Source organism: Roseovarius atlanticus (genome assembly GCF_019802205.1).
Taxonomy (GTDB): domain Bacteria; phylum Pseudomonadota; class Alphaproteobacteria; order Rhodobacterales; family Rhodobacteraceae; genus Roseovarius; species Roseovarius atlanticus_A.
The window spans coordinates 996,425-1,020,416 of sequence record NZ_JAHVHQ010000002.1; the positions used below are offsets into that span (position 1 = coordinate 996,425).

General features: G+C 61.4%; 20 protein-coding genes and 1 pseudogene. 10 read left to right on the plus strand and 11 right to left on the minus strand.

Going from position 1 to position 23,992, the window contains the following annotated elements; all coding sequences use genetic code 11:
* Window positions 1-7: 7 nt before the first annotated feature.
* Complete coding sequence (locus KUV49_RS05020; RefSeq protein ID WP_222451890.1) at window positions 8-2,140, minus strand: TonB-dependent siderophore receptor; 2,133 nt, start codon at window positions 2,138-2,140, stop codon at window positions 8-10.
* 352 nt (window positions 2,141-2,492) lie between these two features.
* Here KUV49_RS05020 and KUV49_RS05025 point away from each other — a divergent pair, with 352 nt between their 5' ends.
* The 5 genes from KUV49_RS05025 (at window position 2,493) to KUV49_RS05045 (ending at window position 7,411) form a co-directional block, all read left to right on the plus strand.
* Window positions 2,493-3,482 carry an iron-siderophore ABC transporter substrate-binding protein gene (locus KUV49_RS05025; protein WP_222451891.1) on the plus strand — a complete coding sequence of 330 codons (990 nt, stop codon included), beginning with the start codon at window positions 2,493-2,495 and terminating at the stop codon, window positions 3,480-3,482.
* Entirely contained in the window at window positions 3,479-4,519 is a 1,041-nt protein-coding gene (locus tag KUV49_RS05030; RefSeq protein ID WP_222451892.1) for a FecCD family ABC transporter permease, read from the plus strand. The genes KUV49_RS05025 and KUV49_RS05030 overlap by 4 nt, the downstream gene beginning before the upstream one ends.
* A gap of 86 nt (window positions 4,520-4,605) precedes the next feature.
* Complete coding sequence (locus KUV49_RS05035; RefSeq protein WP_222451893.1) at window positions 4,606-5,562, plus strand: iron chelate uptake ABC transporter family permease subunit; 957 nt, start codon at window positions 4,606-4,608, stop codon at window positions 5,560-5,562.
* A complete protein-coding gene (locus tag KUV49_RS05040) occupies window positions 5,559-6,380 on the plus strand; it encodes an ABC transporter ATP-binding protein (RefSeq protein WP_222451894.1) in 822 nt (273 codons plus the stop codon). The genes KUV49_RS05035 and KUV49_RS05040 overlap by 4 nt, the downstream gene beginning before the upstream one ends.
* Entirely contained in the window at window positions 6,377-7,411 is a 1,035-nt protein-coding gene (locus KUV49_RS05045) for an SIP domain-containing protein (RefSeq protein ID WP_222451895.1), read from the plus strand. Before KUV49_RS05040 ends, KUV49_RS05045 begins: the two co-directional genes overlap by 4 nt.
* Before the next feature lie 96 nt (window positions 7,412-7,507).
* Here the strand turns inward: KUV49_RS05045 and KUV49_RS05050 are convergent, their stop codons facing one another.
* Window positions 7,508-8,659 (minus strand): HPP family protein, encoded by a 1,152-nt coding sequence (locus tag KUV49_RS05050; RefSeq protein ID WP_222451896.1) that lies wholly within the window; start codon window positions 8,657-8,659, stop codon window positions 7,508-7,510.
* A gap of 162 nt (window positions 8,660-8,821) precedes the next feature.
* Between KUV49_RS05050 and KUV49_RS21400 the strand changes: the two are divergent.
* Window positions 8,822-8,932 (plus strand): annotated as a pseudogene (locus tag KUV49_RS21400) (hypothetical protein); the annotation flags it as partial.
* Between the two features lie 11 nt (window positions 8,933-8,943).
* Here the strand turns inward: KUV49_RS21400 and KUV49_RS05060 are convergent.
* From KUV49_RS05060 to KUV49_RS05075, 4 genes are all read right to left on the minus strand, one after another.
* The gene (locus KUV49_RS05060; protein ID WP_222451897.1) at window positions 8,944-10,161 is read right to left on the minus strand and encodes a serine hydrolase domain-containing protein; all 1,218 of its coding nucleotides are present in this window, start codon (window positions 10,159-10,161) and stop codon (window positions 8,944-8,946) included.
* Between the two features lie 39 nt (window positions 10,162-10,200).
* Window positions 10,201-11,424, minus strand: a complete 1,224-nt coding sequence (locus KUV49_RS05065; RefSeq protein WP_222451898.1) for an MFS transporter — start codon at window positions 11,422-11,424, stop codon at window positions 10,201-10,203.
* 1 nt (window position 11,425) lies between these two features.
* On the minus strand, window positions 11,426-13,567 hold the full coding sequence (locus KUV49_RS05070) for a TonB-dependent receptor (RefSeq protein ID WP_222451899.1): 2,142 nt from the start codon (window positions 13,565-13,567) through the stop codon (window positions 11,426-11,428).
* Window positions 13,568-13,681: 114 nt separating this feature from the next.
* Entirely contained in the window at window positions 13,682-14,587 is a 906-nt protein-coding gene (locus tag KUV49_RS05075; RefSeq protein WP_222451900.1) for a helix-turn-helix domain-containing protein, read from the minus strand.
* Between the two features lie 53 nt (window positions 14,588-14,640).
* On the opposite strand from KUV49_RS05075, the gene KUV49_RS05080 reads away from it, so the two are divergent.
* Window positions 14,641-14,916, plus strand: a complete 276-nt coding sequence (locus KUV49_RS05080; RefSeq protein WP_222451901.1) for a hypothetical protein — start codon at window positions 14,641-14,643, stop codon at window positions 14,914-14,916.
* 492 nt (window positions 14,917-15,408) lie between these two features.
* Here the strand turns inward: KUV49_RS05080 and KUV49_RS05085 are convergent, their stop codons facing one another.
* Genes KUV49_RS05085 through KUV49_RS05100 form a run of 4 tightly spaced genes read right to left on the minus strand, consistent with a single transcriptional unit; the run spans window position 15,409 to window position 19,551 of the window.
* Window positions 15,409-16,620 (minus strand): MFS transporter, encoded by a 1,212-nt coding sequence (locus KUV49_RS05085; protein ID WP_315899549.1) that lies wholly within the window; start codon window positions 16,618-16,620, stop codon window positions 15,409-15,411.
* Window positions 16,621-16,625: 5 nt separating this feature from the next.
* Entirely contained in the window at window positions 16,626-18,041 is a 1,416-nt protein-coding gene (locus tag KUV49_RS05090; RefSeq protein ID WP_222451902.1) for a class I adenylate-forming enzyme family protein, read from the minus strand.
* Complete coding sequence (locus tag KUV49_RS05095; protein ID WP_222451903.1) at window positions 18,038-18,850, minus strand: enoyl-CoA hydratase/isomerase family protein; 813 nt, start codon at window positions 18,848-18,850, stop codon at window positions 18,038-18,040. Before KUV49_RS05095 ends, KUV49_RS05090 begins: the two co-directional genes overlap by 4 nt.
* 26 nt (window positions 18,851-18,876) lie before the next feature.
* The gene (locus KUV49_RS05100; RefSeq protein ID WP_222451904.1) at window positions 18,877-19,551 is read right to left on the minus strand and encodes a TetR/AcrR family transcriptional regulator; all 675 of its coding nucleotides are present in this window, start codon (window positions 19,549-19,551) and stop codon (window positions 18,877-18,879) included.
* Between the two features lie 149 nt (window positions 19,552-19,700).
* Between KUV49_RS05100 and KUV49_RS05105 the strand changes: the two genes are divergently transcribed.
* The 3 genes from KUV49_RS05105 (at window position 19,701) to dctP (KUV49_RS05115) (ending at window position 22,630) form a co-directional block, all read left to right on the plus strand.
* Window positions 19,701-20,225 carry a TRAP transporter small permease subunit gene (locus tag KUV49_RS05105; RefSeq protein ID WP_222451905.1) on the plus strand — a complete coding sequence of 175 codons (525 nt, stop codon included), beginning with the start codon at window positions 19,701-19,703 and terminating at the stop codon, window positions 20,223-20,225.
* The gene (locus tag KUV49_RS05110; RefSeq protein ID WP_222451906.1) at window positions 20,215-21,516 is read left to right on the plus strand and encodes a TRAP transporter large permease subunit; all 1,302 of its coding nucleotides are present in this window, start codon (window positions 20,215-20,217) and stop codon (window positions 21,514-21,516) included. Before KUV49_RS05105 ends, KUV49_RS05110 begins: the two co-directional genes overlap by 11 nt.
* A 61-nt stretch (window positions 21,517-21,577) precedes the next feature.
* Window positions 21,578-22,630 (plus strand): TRAP transporter substrate-binding protein DctP, encoded by a 1,053-nt coding sequence (gene dctP / locus KUV49_RS05115; RefSeq protein ID WP_222451907.1) that lies wholly within the window; start codon window positions 21,578-21,580, stop codon window positions 22,628-22,630.
* A gap of 266 nt (window positions 22,631-22,896) precedes the next feature.
* On the opposite strand, the gene dctP (KUV49_RS05120) is transcribed toward dctP (KUV49_RS05115), so the two are convergent.
* Complete coding sequence (gene dctP / locus KUV49_RS05120) at window positions 22,897-23,982, minus strand: TRAP transporter substrate-binding protein DctP (RefSeq protein ID WP_222451908.1); 1,086 nt, start codon at window positions 23,980-23,982, stop codon at window positions 22,897-22,899.
* Window positions 23,983-23,992: the final 10 nt, after the last annotated feature.

Below are 23,992 nucleotides of genomic sequence, written 5' to 3' on the forward strand. Positions count from 1 at the left end.
CGAGGGGTCACCAACTGCGGCGCAGGGCAGCCGTGATTGTCCGGCCCTGGTTGTAGAAATCCGCGGTGCCCCGTCCCACGAGATACTGCTCGTCGAAGACGTTGCTGAGATTGACCTGCAGTTCCGTGTTCTCCGCCAACTCGTACGAGAAGGACGCATCGAACAGGAACTGGTCGGGACTTTTGCCATTGTTGTTGTAGGCATTGTAATAATAGCTGCCCACGTAGCGCGCACCAAGACCCACGGACATGTCCCCCAGCGATCCGGTCGTCGGCAAGTCATAGGTCAGCCACAGCGAGGCCATATGCTCGGGCACCGACGCGAACTGGTTGCCATCCACCGTCACGCCACGGACATTGCCGCGCACGAACTCGGAATCCTGGTAACTGTAACCGCCGGAAAGGGTCAGACCCTGGGTCAGTTCGGCGCGCGCTTCGAGTTCCAGGCCGCGAACGCGGGATTCTCCGATGGTCTGACGCTCGATCACACCGCTGGGCAGGACAACCGGCACCACGACGTTCTTCTTGGTCAGATCGTAAAGGGACGCGGTGAACAGGGCGTTTATGTTCTGCGGTTGGTATTTAAGGCCGATCTCGTACTGTTCGCCGCGCTCGGGCTCGGTGCCGATGGAGGGCGGCGCGACCGACTGGACATAGCTGGCATAGGTCGAAATCTGATCCGTGATTTTGTAGGTCAGCGCCCCCCGCCACGAGGTTTCGGAAAAATCGGCGCTTGTCGTCGTCGCCGTCAGGCGGTCGGTGTTGGTAATGTCCAGCCAGTCATGACGCACGCCCGCTGTCACGATGAATTGGTCCGCGAAGGAAAAGTTCTGTTGAACGAAAACCGATTGCGTTGAAAAATCGTTCTCCTGCACGCTGTAGGGCGTGACCCCGGTCGGCGCACCGGAATAGACCGGGTTGGTGACGTCGATCGGCGTGTAGGCCCCGAAGATCGACGCGCTGGTGGTCGATGCGTCGCGAAACTCCAGCCCGGCCAGCGTGCTGCTGTCAACGCTGCCGAAACTGGTGTCGTACTGCAAAATCACGTTGCCGATCACCTCTTCCGCGGTGCTGTCCGTACCGAAATAGAAACGGTCGACCATCGTCCCGACGCGGGCCGCGTTGTCGGAGATGTAGACATAGGCGAAGTCGTCGGTGAGGTCGCTGTAGCGCAGGTTCGCGTTCAGCCGCAGACCGTTGCGGAAATCGTGCTGGAAGCCGGCCGACACCGTCAGTCGCTCGACATCGTGATAATTGAAACCGGGCTCGCCGAAGAACTGGCTGCGGTCGTATTCCCGGTCTATCGGGTAACCGCCGCTGTTCGGTGTGGAGCCGCGGTCGAGATAATCCAGCGTGAAGGTCAGCTTGGTATCCTCGCTGGGCGACCATGCGAAAGACCCGAGCAGGAACGTCTCGTCGTCCCGAGAGAAATCATAGTCCAGCTCGGAGTCTTGCACCTTCCCCACGAAACGGTAGGCCAGCGTCCGGTCCTCGTTCAGGACATCGCCGAAATCGAAGCCCAACTCGGTGTGATTGTTGGTGCCGTAAGAGCCGTAAAGCTCGCCGAACCGTTCGAATTTCGGTGTCTTGGTCACGAAATTGAGGGTGCCGCCGGGATCGGACGTGCCGAACAAGGTGGAGTTGCCGCCCTTCATCACCTCGACCCGTTCGAACGCATATGGTTCCTCGCGCACGCCGCGCATCGTTCCCAGTGTCAGGCCGTCGCGATAGGTGGAGGCCTGGAAACCGCGCACGAGGTAGTAGTCGTTGCGATCGTCGGTCCCGTAATAATCGGTGACGATGCCGGGGGTATATTCCAGCAGGTCTTCCACCTTGTCGACGTTACGCTCTTCAAATTCCTTCTGCGTGATGACCGACACCGACGCGGGCGTGTCAAGAACGCTGGTGGCGACCTTGCCGCCGGTCCAAAGCTCCTTGGCGATGGTCGAATTGGCGTCGTCATCCGCCTCGGCGCCGGCATCGACGAAGATCGTTCCAAGCCGGTAGGGTTCGCCGCCGGTGCCGTCCTGCGCCGTGGCTGCCAACGGGAACGCCACCAGCGCCGTGCAGCCGAGGAGTACCGCGGTCGCGCGGGCCGGGCCGGGATAAGACGTTCGGTGTTTTCTCAAGAGTGCCCCCATGGCGTGCTTCCATTCTTCTGACGTTTCTTGCGGGCTGGCGTGATGTGCGCCGCGACGTTGCGATGGCGCTGCAGACACCCAGGGACGTGCCCGGTTTCCCGCTGGCTGTTCTTTGCCAAACCTCTGCCCGGATGCTTCCGGCCGGGTCGGCGTCGACGGCACATAGCGCAGGATCGTGCGGAGATGTATTGTATATTCCGATTGTTTTTGTCAGATTCTCTGCAAAATTGACAGAATTTGTCGGATTTGCGGCTTCGGACCACATGCTCTGCTTGACGGCACGAAACGGAAACGACTAGCCGAAGGCAGTCCTCGTCCCCCGACCGCAGCGACAGGAGGCTCAGGAATCACAATGTTCAGACGTATGAAAATCGGTGTCGTCGTGCTTGCCCTTTGGCTTGCCGCAGCCCTGGTGCCGCCCGCGGCCGCGCAGGAGTTTCCGGTCACGATCGACCATGCCTTCGGCACGACGACCGTGCCGTCTCGGCCCGAACGTGTTGCGACCGTCGCCTGGGCCAATCACGAGGTGCCCCTGGCATTGGGGATCGTTCCGGTCGGATTCGCCCGGGCGAATTTCGGGGATGATGACGGTGACGGGGTTCTGCCCTGGGTCGCCGAACGACTGGCGGATCTGGGCGCCCAAACGCCCGTGTTGTTCGACGAAGGGGACGGCATCGACTTCGAGGCGGTGGCGGCCACCCGCCCCGACATCATCCTTGCGGCCTATTCCGGCCTGTCGCGATCCGAGTACGACATCCTGAGCAGGATCGCCCCGACCATCGCCTACACGGACGGACCCTGGTCGACCGGCTGGCGCGAGATGATCCGCCTGAATGCCGCCGGACTTGGCCTGGCGAGCGAAGGAGACGCGCTCGTCGCCGATCTCGAGGCGCGCATCGCCGAGATGTCCGCACGCCACCCCGAAATCGCCGGGAAAAGCGCGATGTTCGTCACGCATCTCGATGTCCGGGACCTGAGCGTGATCCGCTTCTATTCCGCGAACGATCCGCGTGTCCGATTCCTCGAAGATCTCGGTTTGACCTCACCGCACGCGGTCCTGGACGCCACCGAGCCGGGGAGCTATGCGGGAGAGGTGAGCGCCGAGAAGATCGACATGTTCGATGACGTCGATATCGTTGTCACCTACGGCGGCGAGACCCTGATGGAGCGGGTCTCGGAAAACCCGCTGACCTCGCGGATGAAGACGATCAAGACCGGGTCGGTCGTGCTGTTGGGCAACGATCCGGTGGGCACGGCAGCCAACCCCACGCCCCTGTCGATACCCTTCGTGCTGGAGGATTACGTCGCACGGCTGGCTGACGCGGCGCGCAAGGCGGAATGACCGACGCAGTCCCCACAGAGGCGACCCTTGACGCCTTGCGGCGCCCCCGGAGCACCCGGCTTGCCTGGCTGATCGTCGTTCTGGCGGTGCTTGGCCTGGCCTGCCTCGTGTCGGTCAGCCTGGGCACGCGCGCGGTTGGATGGGGCGATATCCTGGCAGGCGCCACAGGCTCCACCGAAACGATTGGGCAGGCGGTCGTGGCCGTTCGAGTGCCCCGCACGATGCTCGCGGTCCTCGCCGGGGCCGCGCTTGGGCTGGCCGGAGCCGTCATGCAGGGTGTCACCCGCAACCCGCTGGCCGATCCCGGCATACTGGGCGTCAATGCGGGTGCGGCGATGGCCGTGGTGATCGGCATCGCGTGGTTCGGGATGCAGACGCTCGACGCGTTTGTCTGGACCGCGATCCTCGGGGCCGGACTGGCGGCCTGTTTCGTCTATACTATCGGGTCGCTCGGGCGAGGCGGCGCGACACCGTTGAAGCTGGCCTTGGCCGGGGCGGCGACGGCCATCGCGACATCCTCTTTCACGATCGCGATCATCCTGCCACGCAACGATATTGCCGGGGGAGTGCGGTCCTGGCAGGTCGGCGGGATCGGCGGCGCCAGTTTCGATGCCATACTGCCGTGCCTGCCCATTCTGCTGGCCGGTCTGATCCTGTGCCTGCTGTCCGCCCGCAGCCTGAACCTGCTGGCCCTGGGCGACGATGCGGCGGCCGGGCTGGGCGCGAATGTCGTCGTGGCTCGGGCAAGCGCGGCGCTGGGGGCTGTGCTGCTTTGCGGGGCGACCACCGCGATCTGCGGTCCGATCGGTTTTGTCGGGCTGGTCGTGCCGCACGTATGCCGGTTGCTTGTGGGCGTGGACCACCGCTGGCTCCTGCCGTTCGCAGCCCTGACGGGTGCGATCCTTCTGATCGGCGCGGACGTCATCGGACGCATCGTGGCCCGCCCCTCCGAGATGGATGTCGGCATCGTCACGGCCTTCATCGGTGCGCCGGTCTTCATCTGGATCGTGCGCAAGCGGCGGGTTCGCGACCTGTGAGCGATGTTGCGCATAAAGACGCGACTGCGTGGATCGCGGCGCTGCGCCTGTCGCGGCGAAGGGCTCGCCTGCAGCTTGTTGCCATCATGCTGGGGCTTGGCGTCGCGGGCGTCGGGCTGACGCTGCTCACCGGCCCGACCATGACCCCGCCATCGGACCTGTTGCGCGTGCTGGCCGGGCACGACGTGCCCGGCGCAAGTTTCAGCATCCTGGAACTGCGCCTGCCCCGCGCGATCCTGTCGATCCTTGCCGGAATGAGCTTCGGACTTGGCGGGGTGATCTTCCAGACATTGCTGCGCAATCCACTGGCCAGCCCGGATATCATCGGCATCAGCGCCGGCGCCAGCGCGGCGGCCGTGTTCGCCATCGTCGTCCTGGGCTGGAGCGGGCTGGCCGTCTCGGTCGCCGCGGTCGTTGCCGGGATGATGGTGGCCCTGCTGATCTACCTGCTGGCCTGGCGTGACGGGGTCTCGGGCGCACGACTGATCCTGATCGGCATCGGGATCTCTGCCATGCTCGACAGCATGATCGCCTATGTCCTGTCGCGCGCCCCGGCCTGGTCGCTGCAAGACGCCTTGCGCTGGCTGACCGGGAGCGTCAACGGCGCGACCTTGTCCGAAGCGCTCCCCGTCCTGCTGTCGCTGGTTCTGCTGGGAGGCACGCTTCTGGTCCGGCGCGGCCATCTGGAGGTGATGCGCCTTGGCGATGACGCCGCCGCCGCGCTGGGTGTTCCGCTGCGTTTCGAAAAGCTGGTATTGGTCATGGCCGCCGTCGGGCTGATCGCGGTGGCGACGGCGGTGTCGGGGCCGGTCGCCTTCGTCGCCTTCCTTTCGGGGCCGGTTGCCGTGCGGATTGCCGGCACTGGCCGGACGCCCTTGCTGACCTCCGCCCTTGTGGGGGCCTTGCTTGTCCTGCTGAGCGATTACGCAGGTCAGCACCTATTGTCGGGGCGCTATCCCGTGGGCGTTATCACCGGGGCCCTTGGCGCGCCATACCTCGTCTATCTGATCATCAGATCCCACCGCAGCGGAGGCGGCTCATGAGCACACTGCACGTCGCAGCACTGGAGGCCGGTTACGGCACGCGAAAGATCCTCACCGGCCTCGACGTCACGGTGCCTCCGGGGACCATATCCGCGATTGTCGGGGCCAACGCCTGTGGCAAGTCCACACTTCTGCGGTGTCTCGCGCGGCTGTTGCGGCCAAGCGCCGGGCAGGTCGTGCTCGATGGCCGCTCGGTGCGCGATATCCCCACGCGCGAGCTGGCCCGCCGGATGGGCCTCTTGCCACAATCGCCCATCGCCCCGGACGGCATCACCGTGGCGGACCTCGTCAGTCACGGCCGCCATCCGCATCAGGGTATCTTGTCGCGCTGGACAGGTGCCGATGACAAGGCGATCGCCGCCGCGCTGGACGCGACGCGAACCACCGACATTGCCGAGCGGGAGATCGACCAGCTGTCCGGAGGACAACGCCAGCGGGTCTGGATCGCCATGGCTCTGGCGCAGCAGACGGATATCCTCCTGCTCGACGAACCGACGACCTTTCTGGATATCGCGCACCAGGTCGAAATCCTCGACCTGCTGGTCGATCTGAACCAGGCCCGCGGCACGACCATTGTCATGGTTCTGCACGATCTCAACCTCGCCGCCCGCTATGCCGACCACCTGATCGCAATGGGCAGCGGCACTGTACACGCGGCGGGCACGCCGGACACCGTTCTGACGGAACGCATGGTGTGGGAGGTTTTCGGGGTGGCCTGCCGGGTCATGCCCGATCCCACCTCCGGCCGGCCGATGATGCTGCCAGTGGGCCGCCATCGGGCCAGCCCCGCACCGGAACGTCGAGAGGTTGCATCATGAGTAAGATCCTGCACGCCCACGCGGTGTTCCGGGGCACCTTGCCGGACGATGTCATTCCGCACATCTCGGCCCATGCCCGCGAGGCCGACCTTCCCGTGGAAGAGACCGAAGCCGGCCTGCTGGTGAGACCACCTCTGGCGTCCGTGTCGCTCGAGGTTGACCGCGCAGGCCTGCAGGTACTTATCGAGGCTGCGGACGCGACGGCATTGCAGAACATTCGCGACTACCTGCATCACATTCTGGATCACGTCGCGCCCGGCCTGACCCAGGGCGCGACCTGGGAAGGCGATATCCAGCGCAACCGCGCGCCGCTCAACTTCTGCACCGCCACGGTTCAAGGTGTCCGGCGTGTCGGGCCGAATTTCCTGCGGGTCACTCTCGACTGCGCCGACACCTTGCGCCTGTCGGAGGAGAGAGGAATGCATTTCTCCCTTCTTTTGCCCCCCGAGGGACGCGCGCCCGTCTGGCCGCGCCTCGACGCCAATGGACGTACGGTGATGCCCGACGGCGAGGATCGTCTGCATCGCGCGGCCTACACCTTTGTCGCGCTCGATCCGGGCAGGGGGCGCTTCACGTTCGACGTCTTCGAACATGAGGGCGGGCGTGCGACAGGCTGGGCCCGGACGGCGCGTCCCGGCGATATCGTCGGCATCAGCGGCCCCGGCAGCGGTGGATTTCCGCGCGCGCGACATCTTCTGATCGCCGGAGACGAGACGGCCCTTCCGGCGATCCGACGTATCCTCGAGACATCAGAACCCGACCGGCGAGGTCACGTCATTCTCGAGGTGGGCACGGACGCCGACATCTGCGACCTGCCGCGTCCCGACGGGATCGCCCTGACCTGGTGCGTCCGACAGCGGCACGAAAGGCTGTGGGATCGTCTGTCGCAAGCGCCCTTGCCCCCGGGACCCGACCGTTTCGTCTGGGTTGCCGCCGAAAAATCCCTTGTCCGGGATGCGAAAGCAAGGTTTCGACACACGCTCGGGCTTGATGCGGACAAGGGATATTTCGCGTATTACTGGGAGGCCTGATCCAGTGTTGCAAAGATGGAGCGGCAAGGACCAGTTACCTAACGATGAGTAGATCAAATATTTTGCCGCAACCGAATTGGGTGGCTGCGCGTCTTCCTAATTCGCGTTTGTTCGCGCCACGTTTCTAGCCAGTGCCGCGACAAGGTCTGTTCGTGTAACGATGCCAATGATCTTGTCTTTTTCAAGAACCGGAACAGCATCCGTATCCCCGTCGGCCATCATCGGCAGCAACGCCCCGATTGGCGTATCGGCCATCGCACGGGGACCGGCGACACTCATGATGTCCCCGGCCCTTGTCGGGTTTTCGCGGTTTCGGTCCAGCAGTCGCCGCAAGGCGGCAGTGTATCCGCGGTCAAGACGCAAGGCATCCTCTCTTGCCTGGCGGATCAGATGGATCTGGAAAATGACCCCCAGGAACTTCGCATCCCGTTCGACGACGGGAAGGGAAGTGAATCGATGCCTCCGGAAAATGTCTGCGACTTCGCTCAGGGACGTTTCGGGGCGGATCGTGGCAAGGTCACGGGACATGATGTCCTGCGCCGTCACCGGAACGGAGTGATGTGCCGCGGCCTGCATCTCCGCTGCCCCGATCAGGCGCGCCAGGTCCTCGACGCCAAGGTTGAAAGACTGGCTGTAGCGCTCCAGGATCTCTGTCAGCTGTTCCTCGGACAGCCCCAGCCGTTCGGTCGGATTTCGATCACCAGTCCGGTGTTTGCTTGGATCATCGAACTGACGAAAGGGGTAGTGCCGCCCCGTCAAACGCGCATAGACCGTCGCAAGAACCACAAGCGCCACGGTACCCACGCCAATCGGTGCAATCGCAAACCAGAACCCCAGATTCGCGATGGCATCGGGCGACAGGGCCGCCGTCATGGCCACCGCACCCGCCGGCGGATGGACGGCGCGACACAGCATCGTCACGCTTATGGCCAACCCCACGGCAAGACCGACCCTCAAGGCGGGATCGTCGACCCATAGGCAAACCGCGACTCCGACCAGTGCGGCTATCGTATTGCCGACAATCGCGGACCAGGGTTGCGCGAGCGGGCTGTTCGGGACCGCGAACAACAGAACGGATGTCGCACCGAAGGGTGCGACAAGGTACAGTCCCAGTTCCAGGTCGACCGTCGGCGACAGCACGAACAGTCCGGTCAGCCCGAGCCCGATCAGGGCACCAAGCCCCGCCCGAAAGGCCTCGATGCCGGAAACACGCGCAACGGCAGGGCCAAGTGATTTCAGAATGTGCAACGAAATGCCTCCCGGCAAATTGTGCACAAACTTTCACCGCTTGGCGAAAGGTTCAACAGAGCAAATGACCAAACGGTACTGTTGCATTGATCAACTGCGCGCGACAGGTTTCGGTCGGAGAAGCACCAGCGCCGTGCGAGCGTCGATAGGCATGCAGATGAGACCTACATTCGCGTCGGTGGCAAGTGGCGGTATCTGTGGAGCGCCATTGATGCGAACGGACAGATGCACCCTGGAACAACCAGCGCAACAGCCCCCTCGGTCATTGAATGAACTCACTGAGGTTACGGTAGGCAATCGTAAAGAGTCTTGGCGAGATGGGCGGCTCGTTCTCCGATGATGGAACGCATTTTTGAATCAGGCTGAAAGAGGTGATTGCAGACGTAGCCAAAGCCGATTCCAGTATCCGGGTCTGCAAATGATGTTACACCTCCCATACCCACATGCCCAAAACTATTGGGATTTGGGCCCAGATCGGCCATCGGACCAAGATTAAAGTACATCCCGTGCCCGACACGGACATCGTGCCGGATTCCAAGATCCGGAACCGCGGCAGGCCGTTCATTTGCAATGCGAGCTATCATCTCCTTCGAAAAGACACGCACGCCATCGAGAGCCCCTCCCCCCGCCAGCATCGCGTAGAGGCGCGCCAAGCCTTCGGCAGTGCCAAACCCGGTGATCGCGGGCGCTTCAGCGTTTTGCCAGCGTGCACTGTTTGGGTGGTAGTCGCTGCTGCAGGGGCGGAGATACTGGGCGTGCCATCCGCCCATACGTGGGAGCACGGAGGCAAAAAACGCGGTTCGGAGCCGGGTCCAGCGGCTATAGCTGTCGCAAGTTGCCAGACGGTCCTTCTGGTGGGGCATCAGACGGGTGGCAAGGTCCAGGCCGAGGGGGGTGGCGAAGTGATCTGCAAAATATTCAGACGGCATTTGCCCGGAGACCCGCCTGATCACTTCCCCGACCAGATGCCCAAATGTCACCGCATGATAGGCCGTATGTTCGCCGGCTGGCCAAAGTAGCGACGCTTTCTCCAGGCTGCTCACCATTCTTTCCCAATCCCAGACGTCTCCGTACCGGGATGTTCTCGACGCTGGCAGACCTGCGCTATGATGCAGAAGATGGCTGAGAGTCACCCTGGACTTGCGACGGGCGTCAGCACGGGCGAATTCCGGCCAGTATGTCACGACCGGATCATCAAGGTCGACAACCCCTTTATCCGCGAGGTGCAGCAGGCAAAGCGCCGTCAGGGCCTTGCCTGCCGAGAACAAACTGACCACGGTATCGCTCTGCCATGGCCCCTTCCGGTCAGATGATGATACACCCCCCCAAATATTCAGAACGGGCTTTCCATCCTTGTAGACACAAAGTGCGCTCCCCAACTCTTCGGGCCTGCCTTGAATGTCATGGAAGGCAGATTGGACCCGTTCGAACCCGGTTGCGACAAACGGTTCACGGGATGATGGGTGGTGTTCGGCGTCGGAGGTCATCAGCATTTTTTGCATGGTCCGTTTTCGTGGGGGTGAGGGGGTCACCCGCGATTTTCAGGGAAGGTCCCGCATCTTTTGTGCAAACGGATCATCCCGGGGTGTTGCGCATCGTTCTGGTTTCTTTCTCGCTGTGAAAAATGCGATCGCCAGTCCAGACATCAGTGTGATGAGCCCAGCCGAGAAAAACAGCGGGCGATAGCCCGCCTGTTCAGCAAAGAAACCGGCACCTGTGGCGCTGCAAAATCGGATCAAGGCGTCCAGAGAGGTCAGCACCGCATAGGACGCCACGGGTGCCGATCTCTGGCTTTGTTTCATGTAGAACTGCCAAATCAGAACCGTGAAAGCGCCAGCCAGTACAAAATCGGCAACCGACAATGCCACAACTTGGCCTTCTGATTGAACCGGCGCAAAGCCAAGCGCAAAAAGCACCATGCATTTGAGAATGCCGCAGGTCAGGACACACAGCCCGATATCGAATTTGGACACGAGCCAACCTGAAAGAAACGAGGCTGGCACCATGAGCGTCATGGCGATGCTTCCCATGATCAGCCCAACACGCTCTGGCGACATCCCGGCATCCACCAGCCGTGCCGGAAGGGTAACGTCGGCGCCGCTGGCGGCAGCGGTCAGAAGCAGACAAAGGACAAGCGGCGCATTCCACAACACGCTGAGGCCCTTTGCGAATGCAGGGGCAGCCGCGGGCCCTGATTGGCCCGCCGTATCTTTAAGAAGCCCGCCCGACAGACCAGCGCATGCCAATCCGGCGCTGGTGGCCAGAACCGTGATCCACCAGCCGAGCGACGCCGCGATGAGTGGCAGCGCAGCAGCCCCGACAATTCCCCCCAGAAGCATACCGCCGGCGGCGGTTCCGTTCGCGCGCCCACGTTGCTCTTCGCCCAGGGCCTGCATTGCCCAACCGGCATACAAAAGCTGAAGGCTGAGCGTAACCGCGGCACAAAGCGCAGCAAGTGTCACCAGGTATCCGGTCGCCATGCGTTCCGTCAGCGGTGCCACCAGCAGAAAGCAAATCGCCAGGAAGAAAGACAGCAACCAGATTGCGCGTGTGCGCGTTCGGAACGACACCGCCAGTCTTTCGATGAATGGTGCCCAAAGCCATTTCAACGCAGAGGGCAACCAAACGATGTAGACGAGCCCAATCTCAGTGAGCGACGCTCCGCCGTCACGCATTTGCGCCGGTAGAACAATCGTGAAGAATGCGGCTGGCAATCCGACAATTGCGGAGATCACCAGAACGCCGAGATAAGTCGTTCGCGTCACATCAGAAATCCATGCTCACGCCCAGACCAACGACACGCCCGGTGCCGACCGATGCGGTGTGCACGCTCGGTGTGTATTGCGAACTGAAGTGCACGGGGCGCTCATCCAGCAGATTGTTTGCAAAAGCATAGTACGTGGCAGTTCCGCGCAGCCATGATAGCCGGGCGTTTACGATGTCATGGGCGGGAAGGTCGAAGGTGTTGCTTATATCGGCCTTGCGCGCTCCCACATGCGACCAATCGGAGGAAAGCCGAATGTCGCCGGTGATACCAACGGCTGCTCCGGAGATATCATAGTCAAAACCGAGGGTTGCTGAAACGCCAGGAGACAGGGGCACCTGGTTGCCGTTCTGTGCGCCAGTGTTTGTGCTGGCCGAGACATTGAACATTTCACTGTCGAGCAAGCTCAGAGACCCGCGCAGCCTCAACGCATTGGTCACACGGTAGCTTCCGTCAAATTCCAATCCGTAGCTGCGGTAATCCTGATTGGTAAAGGTGTAGAAAACCTGACCACCTTGGAATTCATAATCGAACATCTGTCCATTTTTGACGTCGTTATGAAACAATGCGAGATTGAAATCTGCTCTGTCGTCCAGAGACGCGAATTTAAGACCGGCTTCCAATGTTCTGATCGATGCGGCTTCGAACGGTGCTGTCGGAACGCCGGTTGCTGACCCTACAAGCAGTTTTTCATATCCACCACCGGCATACCCGGTCGACCACGAAACATACCCTGTCGCCGCATCGGTGAAATCGTATGACAAGCCAACCCGACCTGTCGTGTAGTGATCCTCTATCCGGTCGTATTGATCATATGACGGCAAGGTACCCGGAAAACCATTGGATACGTATTTTCCGTTGACCGATTGAGCTTCCCATCCATGGCGAATACCGCCGGACAGCCGCAAACGATCTGACAAGGCCCATGTTCCATCTGCGAAGACGGACCAGGATTCTGTTTCAATATCAACGTTGGTGACGCCATTCGATGTGGGTTGAGAAGCGCTGACCGCGTCCCGTTGTCCATCGTAGTCGGAAAGAAAGTAGTTTGCCCCCAAGGTCCAGGACAATTCACCTTCGCCGAGAGAGGACAAACGAAACTCTTGGCTGAATATTTCTTCAGTTTCGTTTGTCAGAAAATAGTCTGTGGACGGATCGGAGAAATTGCCGGAGGGTAAACCGTAAAGTGCCGCGAAGGTGTAGGCATCGGTCCCGGCCACGTCGCCTGTCACGTCCTGGCGTTGAAAACCTGTGAGTGACGTGAAGCTAAAGGTGTCGAAGTCGCGTTCCGCGCTCAGGATAACCTGTCGGTTCTCTCTGCTATGTGTCGGGAGTCTCGCACCTCCTGCCTCGGGAAAATTGGGGTGCTCGTGGTAAAGCAGGTATGAGTTGTGGCTTTCTCGACGGTCAGCCTGAAACATGGCACTCAATGTCCATCCTGAATAAGTATAGCCGGTCAAGGACACGCGTGCGGCGGACAAGGATGCGCCACCTTCCGTGCCTCCGGCGATGGTGTTGGATACATCTCCATCGAAGTCCTGGAACCGCATGGCGACACGCCCGGCCAGACGATCTTCGACAAGCCAACCTCCCGCGGCGACATCTGCGATGAGCTGCCCGTCACTACCCGCTTCGAAGGTAAGATGTCGTTCGCGTGTACCGTCGGCTCCTTTCGGTCTGAAATTGACCCCTCCGGCGAGGGCGTTGCGCCCGAACAAGGTGCCTTGCGGACCTCGCACGACTTCGACCTGCTCCATATCGAAAAGGCTTGGAGAAAATCCAAAGGTTGAAGTAGGCACCTCGTTCACTGAGTAAGCCACTGTGTGGTCAGTCGCGCTGAGAGGGTACCCTAAAGGTCCAACGCCGCGAATATTGAGGAAATCGGTTCCAGGCTGGCCGAAGCCAGAGAATGTGAGGCCGGGTGCGTTGCGGGCGATACCGGCGCCGGGCTCGGTTGGAGAGGTGTCGAGGTCCTGCTCGTTCAGAATACTCACGGCACGGGGCTGCTCTTTGACATCCTCGCCACGTCGGTCTGCATAGATGTGAATTGTTCCGAGCTCTAACACTGTTTCCTGAGCGACGAGCGTCGTGGGCCCGGCAACGAGTATGCCGGTTGCAATGGATCGAAAGGCGAAAGTTTTCATAGGTTTGTCCCATAGGATACCGAGACCCTTGCGGGTCACTGTCTCGTTTCCTGAGGGAGGTACCAACTTACAGGCAGGTTCGCTTTTTCGCGATCATGTTAGACTTTATCGAAATCACATTTTTTCCTGGATTTCCTGGCTTGGCGCGCGACCGAACTGCTTGCGGTAGGCGGTCGAAAACGCCGCAGAGCTTGAGTAGCCTACTCTCATCCCCGCTTCTGTGACTGATGTTCTTTCACTTCTAAGTATGCTTTGCGCAGTTTGCAGGCGAAGATCGCGATAGTATGCAAATATCGTCTTGCCGTAAGCGGTTTTGAAGTTGTCGGCCAACGTGCCGGGGTTCACTCCGGTCAATTGCGCCAGGTCATTCAGGGAAGGTGTGTGTTCAAGATTTTCGCGAAGAAATTCTATGACTGATTTGACCCGTTTTCGCTCACGGAGTGTTAGGCTGTTCAGGCCTTTGTATTGATGAGATTCTTCTGCAATTTGGCATAATACTGCTAGAAAACTGAGAAGCACCGCTTCGATCTCCAGTTCGTAGAAACCGGCTGTATTTGGTATCCGAAACGCCTGTTCAGCCAACTTGAGCAATTCGGAAGATCGTGGGAGTATCTCTAGGTCGGCCTGCCCTCCAAAGCGCTTTTCCAAGTAGGAAATAGCCTTTCCGAAGGACCTGCCTCGTGTTTCAGGGTGCGAACAAAACTTGATGTGAAGCCCGACTCCGGCGCAAAAATCACCGGAATTGTATTTGTTTGTGCAGAGTGTTTCCTCTGAAAAGGCAAGAACGACCGGCCGCCCAACCGGGATTTCTATCTCTCCCACTCCGTCCATTTGTATGGACGTTGGACTACCTGAGAGCATCAACCCAATGAACAGACCCGCAGGCTCAACCACTTCGATCAGAGTGTCTTCGGTGTAAACTTTATCGTATCCGCCAAAGAAAATCTCCCTACAAGGATTGTAAGAGAAGTTGTTGGTGAACCGCCAATTATCTTTCGGGATGCTGAGTGCTAAGGTCATAGCGCGCCATGAATTTCTGACTATTTTACTCGGAAAATATTCCGTCAGCAAGGGTGTTTGTTGACTCAGGCGGCGCGGCCGACTGGACCAACGCGGCCAGCACCAAGCCGAAGAACAGCCAGCGCAGTATCATGCGGCTTGCCGTGACGGAGTGTGGCGACATCGCGGGCGAACACCATGTCATGGCGCTTGGCGCGCAGGCCCGTCTTTGCCTCGCGCCAGACGTGGAAGTCGGCGGCAAGCTCGACGCGGTTCGGGTTCGGCTTCACCCGGCCTGCGCGCCCTTGTGCCGCGACGGCAAGGGGGCGATCAGGAATGCAAGAATCTGACCGACGCTGGCACCACGTTCGTAAAGCTTCGCGCTGACCATCATGACGCAGTATCCTATCGCCACGGCCGGGCTGCTGCGTTCAGTCTGTGGAACAAATACGCTGCTGAAATCACCGCATGATGATGGCGCCGGTGCTTGTCACAGCGCAATAGAACAAGCTGACAACGCCCCCACACGTGTTTCCCCGTCACCCAGCCATCAAGGATCACGGCATCACAGGTTTGAACCTGTCGTTGTCCGAGGACAGAACCTCGCCGGCTAGGTCGATGCCCCAGATCATCGGGAAGTGGGGGACGACAGGTCTCTTGCCGGTGATGCCAGCGCGTCGTCGTATTTCATCGTGATGCAACGTACGCGAATGGTCACATCGCCTTCCATGAGCTCGACCGCGCTGAAGTGCTGTCAGCCTTTGGCCTGGGTCTTGGTGGCCTTGTCCTGCGTGATGACAAACACCTTGAACTTGCCAGTCATGCCGATCTTCCTTTCGTTTTCAGCGATCCGGTGATGTGCGGCGAAGATGGGCGAGGCGGCGCATGGCGTCGACTCCGATGAGGGGGCCGATGCCGAAGGCGGCCAAGACAATGGGCCACCCGAAGGCCTGGGCCAGGATCGGTGAAATCTGGATGGTGAAGGCTGTCAGAAGGAAGCCGAGCGCGGTCTGGAAGGTCATCAGGCTGCCGGCACGATCAGAAGGTGCGGAATCCGCGACAAGCGCCGAGAATTGCGCGCTATCCGGGATGACCGCGATCCCCCAGAGGATCGCCACGGCAGCCGTGATCCAAGCCGGCCCGCCGAAACTGAGCGCCGTCGCAATGGCAAATGCCCCGCTCAGTGCCATGCAGCCGCCGGCGACACGCGCCTTGCCGATGCGGTCGGCCATGGCGCCAGCCGGAACGCAAAATGCTCCGCCAAGGGCGATGGCGAAAAATGCGACCAGCCGGGCCGCGTGTTCGGGATCGGCGAGTCCGGACAGGTGGAAAGAAGCCGCAAGCGCTGCGGCGATCCAGGCCCAGAAGGCATAGAGTTCCCACATATGGCAGAGGTAGCCTGCAAAGGCGAGCCGCACCGGGCGGCTGCGCCAGGCCAGCATCAGTGCTGACGCGTCGAAACCTGTCGAAGCGATAGCGTGATGGGGACCGAGCCGCATGAAGAGAACGAGCCCGGCGCCGGTGGCTGAAAGGCTTGCTGCCAAGATCACGGTGACCCTCCAGTCCGCGCCGCCCATCAGCGCCAAACCGTGCGGGGCGGCGGAACCGAGCGTGAGGGCTCCAACGAGGATACCGACGATCAGGCCGCGCCGGCGCAGTGTCCAGCCGACGGCGATCTTCATGCCAACGGGATAGACGCCGGCGAGGCAGAAGCCGGTTATCGCGCGGGCCACGATCTGACTGAGGCTGCCGATCGGCAGAACGGTCAGGACCACAGTGGATAGCGCGGCGATCAACGCGCATATGGCGAAAACGCGTCGCGGATCGAAGCGGTCGGAGGTGCCGTGGACTGCGAGTACAAGCGCTCCCAGCACGAAGCCGATCTGCACCGCCGTCGACAATAGCCCGGCACGCCAAGGGGCAAGCGAGACCTCGCGGGTCAGTTCCGGGAGGATGGCTGCGGAGACGAACCAGAGCGACATGGCCCCGATCTCGGCCAGTACCAGCAGGGTGACGTTTCCCCGGATGCCGGGCGCCGATCGATATTGCGCCACTGCGTTCAGCTCCGTTCCAGAATTTCGCGTCGCATGGCCGCGCGATCGGCTTTGCCTGTCTGACCAAGAGGCAGGGCAGAAGCGAAATGTATGGTGTCGGGTAATTTGAACCGCTCGGTCCGCGGGCGAGCCCAGTTAATCAGATCGTTGCACGTGAGAGATCTGTCGCCCTGCAGGACCACCATCAAGTGGATCGCTTCGCCGAGGCGGCTGTCGGGCACCCCGGTGACCAATGTTGCCGAGATGTCCGGGTGTTCGGCAAAGACTGCTTCAACCTCGAGCGGCGAGACCTTGTTGCCGCCGCGATTGATGAGCTCCTTCAGACGCCCGGAAAGCACGACTTCGCCATCGGCAAGAATTTCGGCTTTGTCCCCGGTCTTCAGCCAGCCATTTCGCAGAGTGGTATCCGTGACGTCGGGCATGTCGAGATACCCGAGCATCCCAAAGGGGCTCTTGATGACCAGTTCACCCGTCTCGGGATCCACAGCAACGGCAACGCCCGGGGTTGGATAACCGATGCTCTCGCGGTCGTCATCAAAGCTGCGATCCGTGCGTAAGAGGTCGCAAGTCCCGGTCTCGGTCAACCCGAACAGGCTGTGAATCGTAGCACGCGGCCAATCACAGAAGATGAGCCGGCGCAAATGGGCGCTAACAGCCTCCCCCCCGGTCAGGATTTCGATGGCCTGATTCCCGGGCGTGGTGCCGACCAGCATCCGCAGCATCGTCGGCACGGCTGCCATGTAAGTCAGTTGTTCCGAGCGGATGAGGTTCGCCATCCAGTCGTTGGAGTATCGTCCGGTCATGTGAACAGTGCCGCCCTGCATCAAGGGAATGAACGTGGCCCACTGACCGAAACTGAATTGCAACTGGAGCGGCACCGCGGCGACCGGCGACGCGGGCATGGCAAGCGCAGTACGGATGGCTTGGAATTTGCCTGAGATGCGCGTGCGGGACAGCACCACACCCTTGGGTTTGCCCGTCGAACCCGAGGTGAAGGTGACCATCGCTGCCCCATCGAGCAAGGGCCGAGGGGCAGGTGCTGCTTGGTCCGAGACGCAGAGTCCGGGAGCTGCACGCTGTGTGTCGGATTTGGTCTCAAGCGCAAAACGGGCTCCGGTAACTTCCTGGATGTGTTGCACCGTATCGGTGTGGGCGCGGTGGTGCAGTGGAACGGCAACCGCACCGGCCCCAATCGCGCCGAGAATCGCGGCAACGTCCTCGGCGCGGCTGCTGACCGGGATCAGCACAGGTTCGGCCGGTTTAAGGCCCGCCGCCGTGAGACGTCGGGAGGTTGAGTGCGCAATGTGCTGAAGGTCGGACATCGGCAGCCGCCCCACGTCATCAACCACGGCGCCGTCAACCGCCGAGAGGATCATGGTGTAGAAATCCGGTGCCGGTGCAGCGGCTGTTTCAGACGTCATACGTCGAACCTCCGATCGCGCCATGCCAACGCTCCGCGAAGGCCGCCTTCGCGCAATTCGTTCAAGAAGGCCTTCTTGTCGTCGCTGCCCTCGGCCTCGAGCTCGAGGTCGATTTCGAGTGATCGGTCAAGCGCCCTGCCCATTCCCGCGATCTCCATGGTCTCGTTGATCTGCTGCTTGGTGCGCCGCATGACCATCGGGTCGACCACGGCAACCGCCCGTGCCATGGCGAGCGCGGTCGTCAGAACCTCGTCATCAGGCACGACCTGGTTGACCATACCGATCTCACAGGCCTCTTCGGCGGTGAGCTGGTCCCTTCCAAGAAAGGCGATCTCCTTGGCCTTCTTGGGGCCGACAATCCAGGGCAGGAGCATCACGACGATACCCGCTCCGAACTTCACCTCCGGCTCGCCGAAGGTGGCCGATTCGCCGGCGATGGTGATGTCGCAGGCCATGGCCAGCTCGCAGCCGCCGGCCAGCGCCGGGCCGTTTACCGCGGCGATGGTCGGCTTGGAAAGGGTCCAGAACCGGATCACGTTGTCGAAGTCCCGCTGCAGCACCGGCTGCCATGCCTCGCGGCCAACCGGCGTGTTCGCCGCCTGGTCCTGCAGGTCGAACCCCGGGGTAAAGGCCTTGCCCGCGCCCGTCACCACGACCACCCGGCACTCCGGATCGGCCTCCATCCGGTCGCAGGCCTCCTTGAGCTCGCCCAGCATCGCCTGGCTCATCGAGTTGAGCCTCTGCGGACGGTTGAGCGTCAGCAGCCATACCGGCCCCTGCCGGTCGATTGTGATGGTCTCGAATGTCATGTCTTCCTCCCCGGCGTGCCGGCTTCTCAGCTGGCGCGTTCCCTCATGTCTCCGATCGCCTGGATCCCGCCCACGACGAAGGGGATCAGAACCTCCTGGTAGCCGTCGTAATCGCGCGACAGGCCTTCGTCTCCCAGCAGGCTGTTGATCCGCGAATCGTTGGTGGTAGAACCGTAGATGCCCGCCAGGAGCAGCTGGAAGGCGCGCGCACCATCAACCCGCGTCAGCGACGGCAAGGCCCGGCGGAAGGCTTCGATGTAACGGCTCGCCGCCGGATTGAAGGCCTCGGCGATGGTCTCCGACAGGGTCTTGTCCCATACGTTACGCCCGATGAAGAGCGCCCAGTTGCGCCAGCCGGCCTCTTCGCCCTTCAGCTTGGCCAGGTAGGGGTCGATGAACGCCCGCACCAACGGCTCCAGCGCAACGTTCTCCTGCCCGACGAGCCGCTCGTAGGCATCCAGCAACTGCAACCGTTCCGCGCTGATAAGCCCTGCCCTACGCAGGATAACCTCCTTGATCAGAGCATCCTTCTGGCCAAAGTGGTAGACGATCTGACCCACGTTGGCCTCGGCCAGCGCGGCGATCTCCTTGAGCGTCACGGCCTCGTGGCTCCGGGCGGCGAACAGCTCCTCCGCTGAATCCAGCAGTTTGCCGCGCGTCGCCACATTGTAAGACCCGGCCCGTTTCGTGCTCGCCGCCATTTTTGATCCCTGAAATTCAATATTGTTTATCTAATTTGCCATCGTAATTAGTATTTGACAAGTTGTTTTCTTTTCGAAAAGCTAATCTCAAAGAGCGTATTCATCTCCGAAACAGGCAAATTGCTTCGGTTTTGAGTCTGGGAGGAGAAATGAGGTACTTGATTTGGATCGACAGGATTAACCTGTTGCTCGGTCGGACTGTAAGTTTCGCTGTCTGGATCGGTGCCGCGCTCCTCGTGTTTGAGGTGATCTCGCGCTATGCCTTCGGTCAGCCGACGATCTGGGCGCACGGCTACACCCAAAGGATCTTCGCCTGTTACTTCATCCTGGTCGGCGCCTATACGCTGCTCAAGAGCGGCCATGTCCGGGTTGATGTATTCCTCGTCAACCGGGGGCCGCGCGGTCGGGCTCTGCTCGACGCACTCAACTATGCCTTCCTCCTCATCTGGTGCCTGGCCCTCACCTACGAGGGCTGGAACTTCTTCCAGGAAGCCCTGCTCTGGAACGAGAAGGACGACAGCGCCCTCGCCCATCCGCTCTGGCCGGTGAAGCTCTGCCTGGTGGTCGCCGCCGGCCTGATCTCGCTTCAGGCGCTGGCCGGGCTGATCCGCTCTCTCGCGGCCACCGCCAACCCGGCGCTCGCCCAACCCGGAGGTCTTGCCAATGAGCCCTGAGCTTCTCACCATCGGCATGTTCGGCATGCTCATCGCCGCGATCCTGCTCGGCGTGTCGCTGTCCTTCGCGATGGGCGGCATCGCGGTGATCTTCTCCTACCTCATGAGCGGCCCGCAGGGCTTCTACTCGGTGGTGTCGAGCACCTTCGGCAACATGTGGTCGATCCTGCTCTCGGCCATTCCGCTTTTTATCGCCATCGGCATCGCCCTCGGTCGTTCGAAAATCGCCGATGATCTGTACCGCGCGTTCTACCTGTGGTCGGGCCGGGTAAATGGCGGGTTGCTAGTGGGCACCTCGGGCTTTGCCGCCGTTCTCTCGGCCATGACAGGCAACTGCTCGGCTTCCACCATCACTACCGGCCTGGTCGGCATCCCGGCCATGAAGCGCCACGGTTACGATGACGGGTTCGTGCTGGGCACCATCGGCGCCTCGGGCACGCTGGGCATCCTGATCCCGCCATCAATCACGCTCATCATCATCGGCATGATGACCGGGCTCTCGGTGGGCAAACTCTTCTTCGGCGGGCTGATCGCGGGGCTCTTCATCCTCGCCGCCTTCATCCTCTACATCGCGATCCGCGCCAACCTGCGCCCCGAACTCGCGCCCTCGGCCGAGGTCGCCGCCCCGCTCCGCGAGAAGCTCGGCGCGCTCAAGTCCGTGCTTCTGCCGCTGCTCATCGTGCTCTCGGTGCTGCTGTCGATCTTTTTCGGAATCGCCACCCCCACCGAGGCCGCCGCCGTGGGCGTCGCCGCCGTTCTCATCTCGGTCTGGCTGCGGGGCGAGCTCAGCCTCACCTTCCTGAAGGAGGTCAGCTACGACACCGCGGCTGTGACTGGCATGGTGCTTTGGATCATCTTCGGCGCCGGCGCCTTCGTCTCGATCTATTCCAGCGGCGGGGGCATCACCTTCATGCTCGACCTGTTGCGCGAGGCCAGCCTGAGCCCGTGGATGATGATTATCCTGATGCAGCTGGTCGCGCTTCTGCTGGGCATGTTCCTTGATCCGATCGGGATCATCCTGCTGACCCTGCCGATCTTTTTCCCGATCGTGAAGGAGCTCGGCTTCGACCCGATCTGGTTCTGCGTAATCTTCCAGCTCAATCTCTGCATTGGCTACGTCACGCCGCCATTCGGCTACAACCTCTTCTACCTGAAGAGTCTCAGCCCCAACACGCCCATCACCAAGATCTACGGCTCGGTGATGCCCTTCCTGGCGATCATGCTGCTGACCGGCGCGGTACTGCTGGCCATTCCTGAGATCCTGATCGGCCTAACGGCCTTCATGAACTGACACGGCCTCCCGCGCGGCGCGCAGGGCGAGGCCACCGAGTTAACAAGGAGGAGACCAAGAGATGACTAAGACCAACCATGGGGTCAACAGGCGGCAAATTCTGACCCGCGGTGCGCTGGCCGCGGGAGCAACCGCGCTGGCCGCCCCGCCCGTGCTGGCGCAGGAACAGATCACCTGGCGGATGCAGAGCCACTGGACGCCCGGGATCGAGTATTTCGACTCTATCTATGCCGAGTTCGGCCGCTGGATCACCGAGGCGACAGATGGCGAGATCCAAATCGAGGCGCTGCAGGCCAACACCGTGACGCCCACCAACGAGATCCTTGGGGCCCTGCGCCGCGGGTTGCTCGACGCGGCCTTCATCTTTCCCGGTTACTGGATCGGTCGCATTCCCGCCGCCGGCCACCTGAACGGCAATCTCGCCACGTGGGAAAACCACGAAGAAATGCAGATGTTTTTCTACGACATGGGTGCGCTGGAAATCATTCGCGCCGCCTATGGCCAGTTCGGCATCTACCAGGCCGGTCCGATCTCTTTTGCGGGGCTCGCCGTCTACTCCAAGAAACCGATCGAGAAGGCCGAAGACTTCAGTGGCTTCAAGATCCGCTCCACCGGAACGCCGGGCCGCGTCTTCGAGAAGATGGGCTCAACGCCGGTCTTCATTCCGGGCGGCGAGCTCTACCAGAGCCTCCAGACTGGCGTTGTCGACGGAGCCCACTGGGGCTGTGTCTCGACCGGGTGGGGCATGAACTTGCAGGAAGTGACTGACTACATCGTGACGCCCGACTTCCTGAGCCACTCGAACGGCGAGTTTATCGTCGGGCAGGAGCAGTGGAACAAGCTGGGCGAGGACCACAAGCGGATTATCCATAGCGCCGTGCGCGCCATGAGCGCCAAGGCCAGCGCCCATTTCCGCTTCGCCGACTTTACCTGCATGGACACCTTCACCGGCGAGATGAACAAGAACATCTCGCGCGTGTCCGACGACGTAATGTCCCAGCTGCGCGCCAAGTCGCTGGAAGTGGTCGACGAGTATTCCTCCGAAGACCCGGAATATTGCGGCAAGCTCGGCGACATGATGCACGAGTTCATGCGCCTAACCGGCAAGGTTTAGCAAAAATGTCCCGGCTCGAATAAGAACCTTTGGGCTGGGCTTAGAGTACAGCGAGCGCGGGGAGCGGAACCAACTTGGGCGTGCCAGCGCCATTGGATAGCAATTTCCGTGGTGAGAGGGGAGATTGGCGTGGCGCTCAGGACTAAGATTGAAACGGTCTTCGAAAATGAACGGCTGAATGGGTTGCCACGGTCGCGACCTCTCGCTTCGCAGCGCTGGGAATGCCCGCCGGGCAGCGGGCATTCCGTTCAGTCTGGTTCAGGCGGTCAGCCTGCGCAGTCTTGCAGTGCAGCCACGTCCGGACCGTTGGGTGTGCGCCCGAGGTTGAACGGCGCGGAGGCATCGCGCCACTGGGCGTAGTCCTCCAGGTACTGGACCATGCTGAGATAGACCTTGGCCGAGTTCGGGTTTTCGCACGCGGTCTCGACGATGACTTCGTTGGCCATCTCCTGGACTTTCTCCAGGGTCGCGTCGTCATAGCGGTTGATCTCGACCGCGTCGTCGAACTTGGCATAGGCTTCGGTTGCGCGCTTTTCGGTGAAGGCCAGCGACCACAGCAGGGTGGCGTCCGCCGCGATCTGCAGTTTCTCCTGGGTCTCGGGGCTAAGCGCGTCCCAGGCCGATTTGTTGATCATCACGCCAAAGACCGAAGCAGACTGGTGCCAGCCGGGCGTCGCCCAATACTGGGTCACCTGTTGAAAGCCGCCGGACCAATCGACGTTGGGTGTCGAGAATTCAGCACCGTCGATCACGCCGCGCTCGAGCGACTGGTAGATTTCGCCACCGGCCATCGATACCTGGTTGCCGCCCAGACGCTCCAGCAATTTGCCCTGCTCGAGGCCGGAAAGCCGCAGACGCTTGCCTTGCAGGTCTTCCAGCGTGACGATCGGCTCGTTGGTGCGGAAGCCGGATTCGTTGTTGGTCACGCCATAGGGCAGGTAGACCATGTTAAACTGGCCGTAGATCTCGTTATAGAGCTCGGCGCCGCCCCATTGTTGAATCCAGTTCACGTAGTCCACCGCGTTGAACAGGCTGGGCGTGGTGGCCAGCGGAGAGAATGCCGCATCGCGGCCCGCCCAGTAGCCTGGCCAATCGGCGCCGGCCTGAATGGTTCCCGATTCCACCGCGCCGAACACCTCGCCCGACGGCACAAGCGCGCCGCCCTCGAAGAACTCGATTGTCAGTTCCCCTTGGGTCAGCTTGTTGGCGAGGTCGACAAAATGCTTGTCGGTCTCGATCAGTTCCAGGGAGGACGGCCACGTGGTGGTCATCGTCCAGTTTTCCTGCGCCGTGGCCTGTCCGGCCAGCGCCGTCGCGGCGGCGGCCGCAAGTGCGAATGCCTTGGTAGTCATGGTATCTCCC

Bases quoted from the DNA above. Each gene is read 5' to 3' on its own strand.
- KUV49_RS05095 (WP_222451903.1), bottom strand. From the start codon at position 18,850: ATGACATTCGAGACCATCACAATCGACCGGCAGGGGCCGGTATGGCTG.
- KUV49_RS05035 (WP_222451893.1), top strand. From the start codon at position 4,606: ATGCTGGGGCTTGGCGTCGCGGGCGTCGGGCTGACGCTGCTCACCGGC.
- KUV49_RS05100 (WP_222451904.1), bottom strand. From the start codon at position 19,551: ATGGCGGCGAGCACGAAACGGGCCGGGTCTTACAATGTGGCGACGCGC.
- KUV49_RS05020 (WP_222451890.1), bottom strand. From the start codon at position 2,140: ATGGGGGCACTCTTGAGAAAACACCGAACGTCTTATCCCGGCCCGGCC.
- KUV49_RS05040 (WP_222451894.1), top strand. From the start codon at position 5,559: ATGAGCACACTGCACGTCGCAGCACTGGAGGCCGGTTACGGCACGCGA.
- KUV49_RS05070 (WP_222451899.1), bottom strand. From the start codon at position 13,567: ATGAAAACTTTCGCCTTTCGATCCATTGCAACCGGCATACTCGTTGCC.
- KUV49_RS05075 (WP_222451900.1), bottom strand. From the start codon at position 14,587: ATGACCTTAGCACTCAGCATCCCGAAAGATAATTGGCGGTTCACCAAC.
- KUV49_RS05090 (WP_222451902.1), bottom strand. From the start codon at position 18,041: ATGACGTCTGAAACAGCCGCTGCACCGGCACCGGATTTCTACACCATG.
- KUV49_RS05030 (WP_222451892.1), top strand. From the start codon at position 3,479: ATGACCGACGCAGTCCCCACAGAGGCGACCCTTGACGCCTTGCGGCGC.
- KUV49_RS05060 (WP_222451897.1), bottom strand. From the start codon at position 10,161: ATGCAAAAAATGCTGATGACCTCCGACGCCGAACACCACCCATCATCC.
- KUV49_RS05105 (WP_222451905.1), top strand. From the start codon at position 19,701: ATGAGGTACTTGATTTGGATCGACAGGATTAACCTGTTGCTCGGTCGG.
- dctP (WP_222451908.1), bottom strand. From the start codon at position 23,982: ATGACTACCAAGGCATTCGCACTTGCGGCCGCCGCCGCGACGGCGCTG.
- KUV49_RS05110 (WP_222451906.1), top strand. From the start codon at position 20,215: ATGAGCCCTGAGCTTCTCACCATCGGCATGTTCGGCATGCTCATCGCC.
- dctP (WP_222451907.1), top strand. From the start codon at position 21,578: ATGACTAAGACCAACCATGGGGTCAACAGGCGGCAAATTCTGACCCGC.
- KUV49_RS05025 (WP_222451891.1), top strand. From the start codon at position 2,493: ATGTTCAGACGTATGAAAATCGGTGTCGTCGTGCTTGCCCTTTGGCTT.
- KUV49_RS05045 (WP_222451895.1), top strand. From the start codon at position 6,377: ATGAGTAAGATCCTGCACGCCCACGCGGTGTTCCGGGGCACCTTGCCG.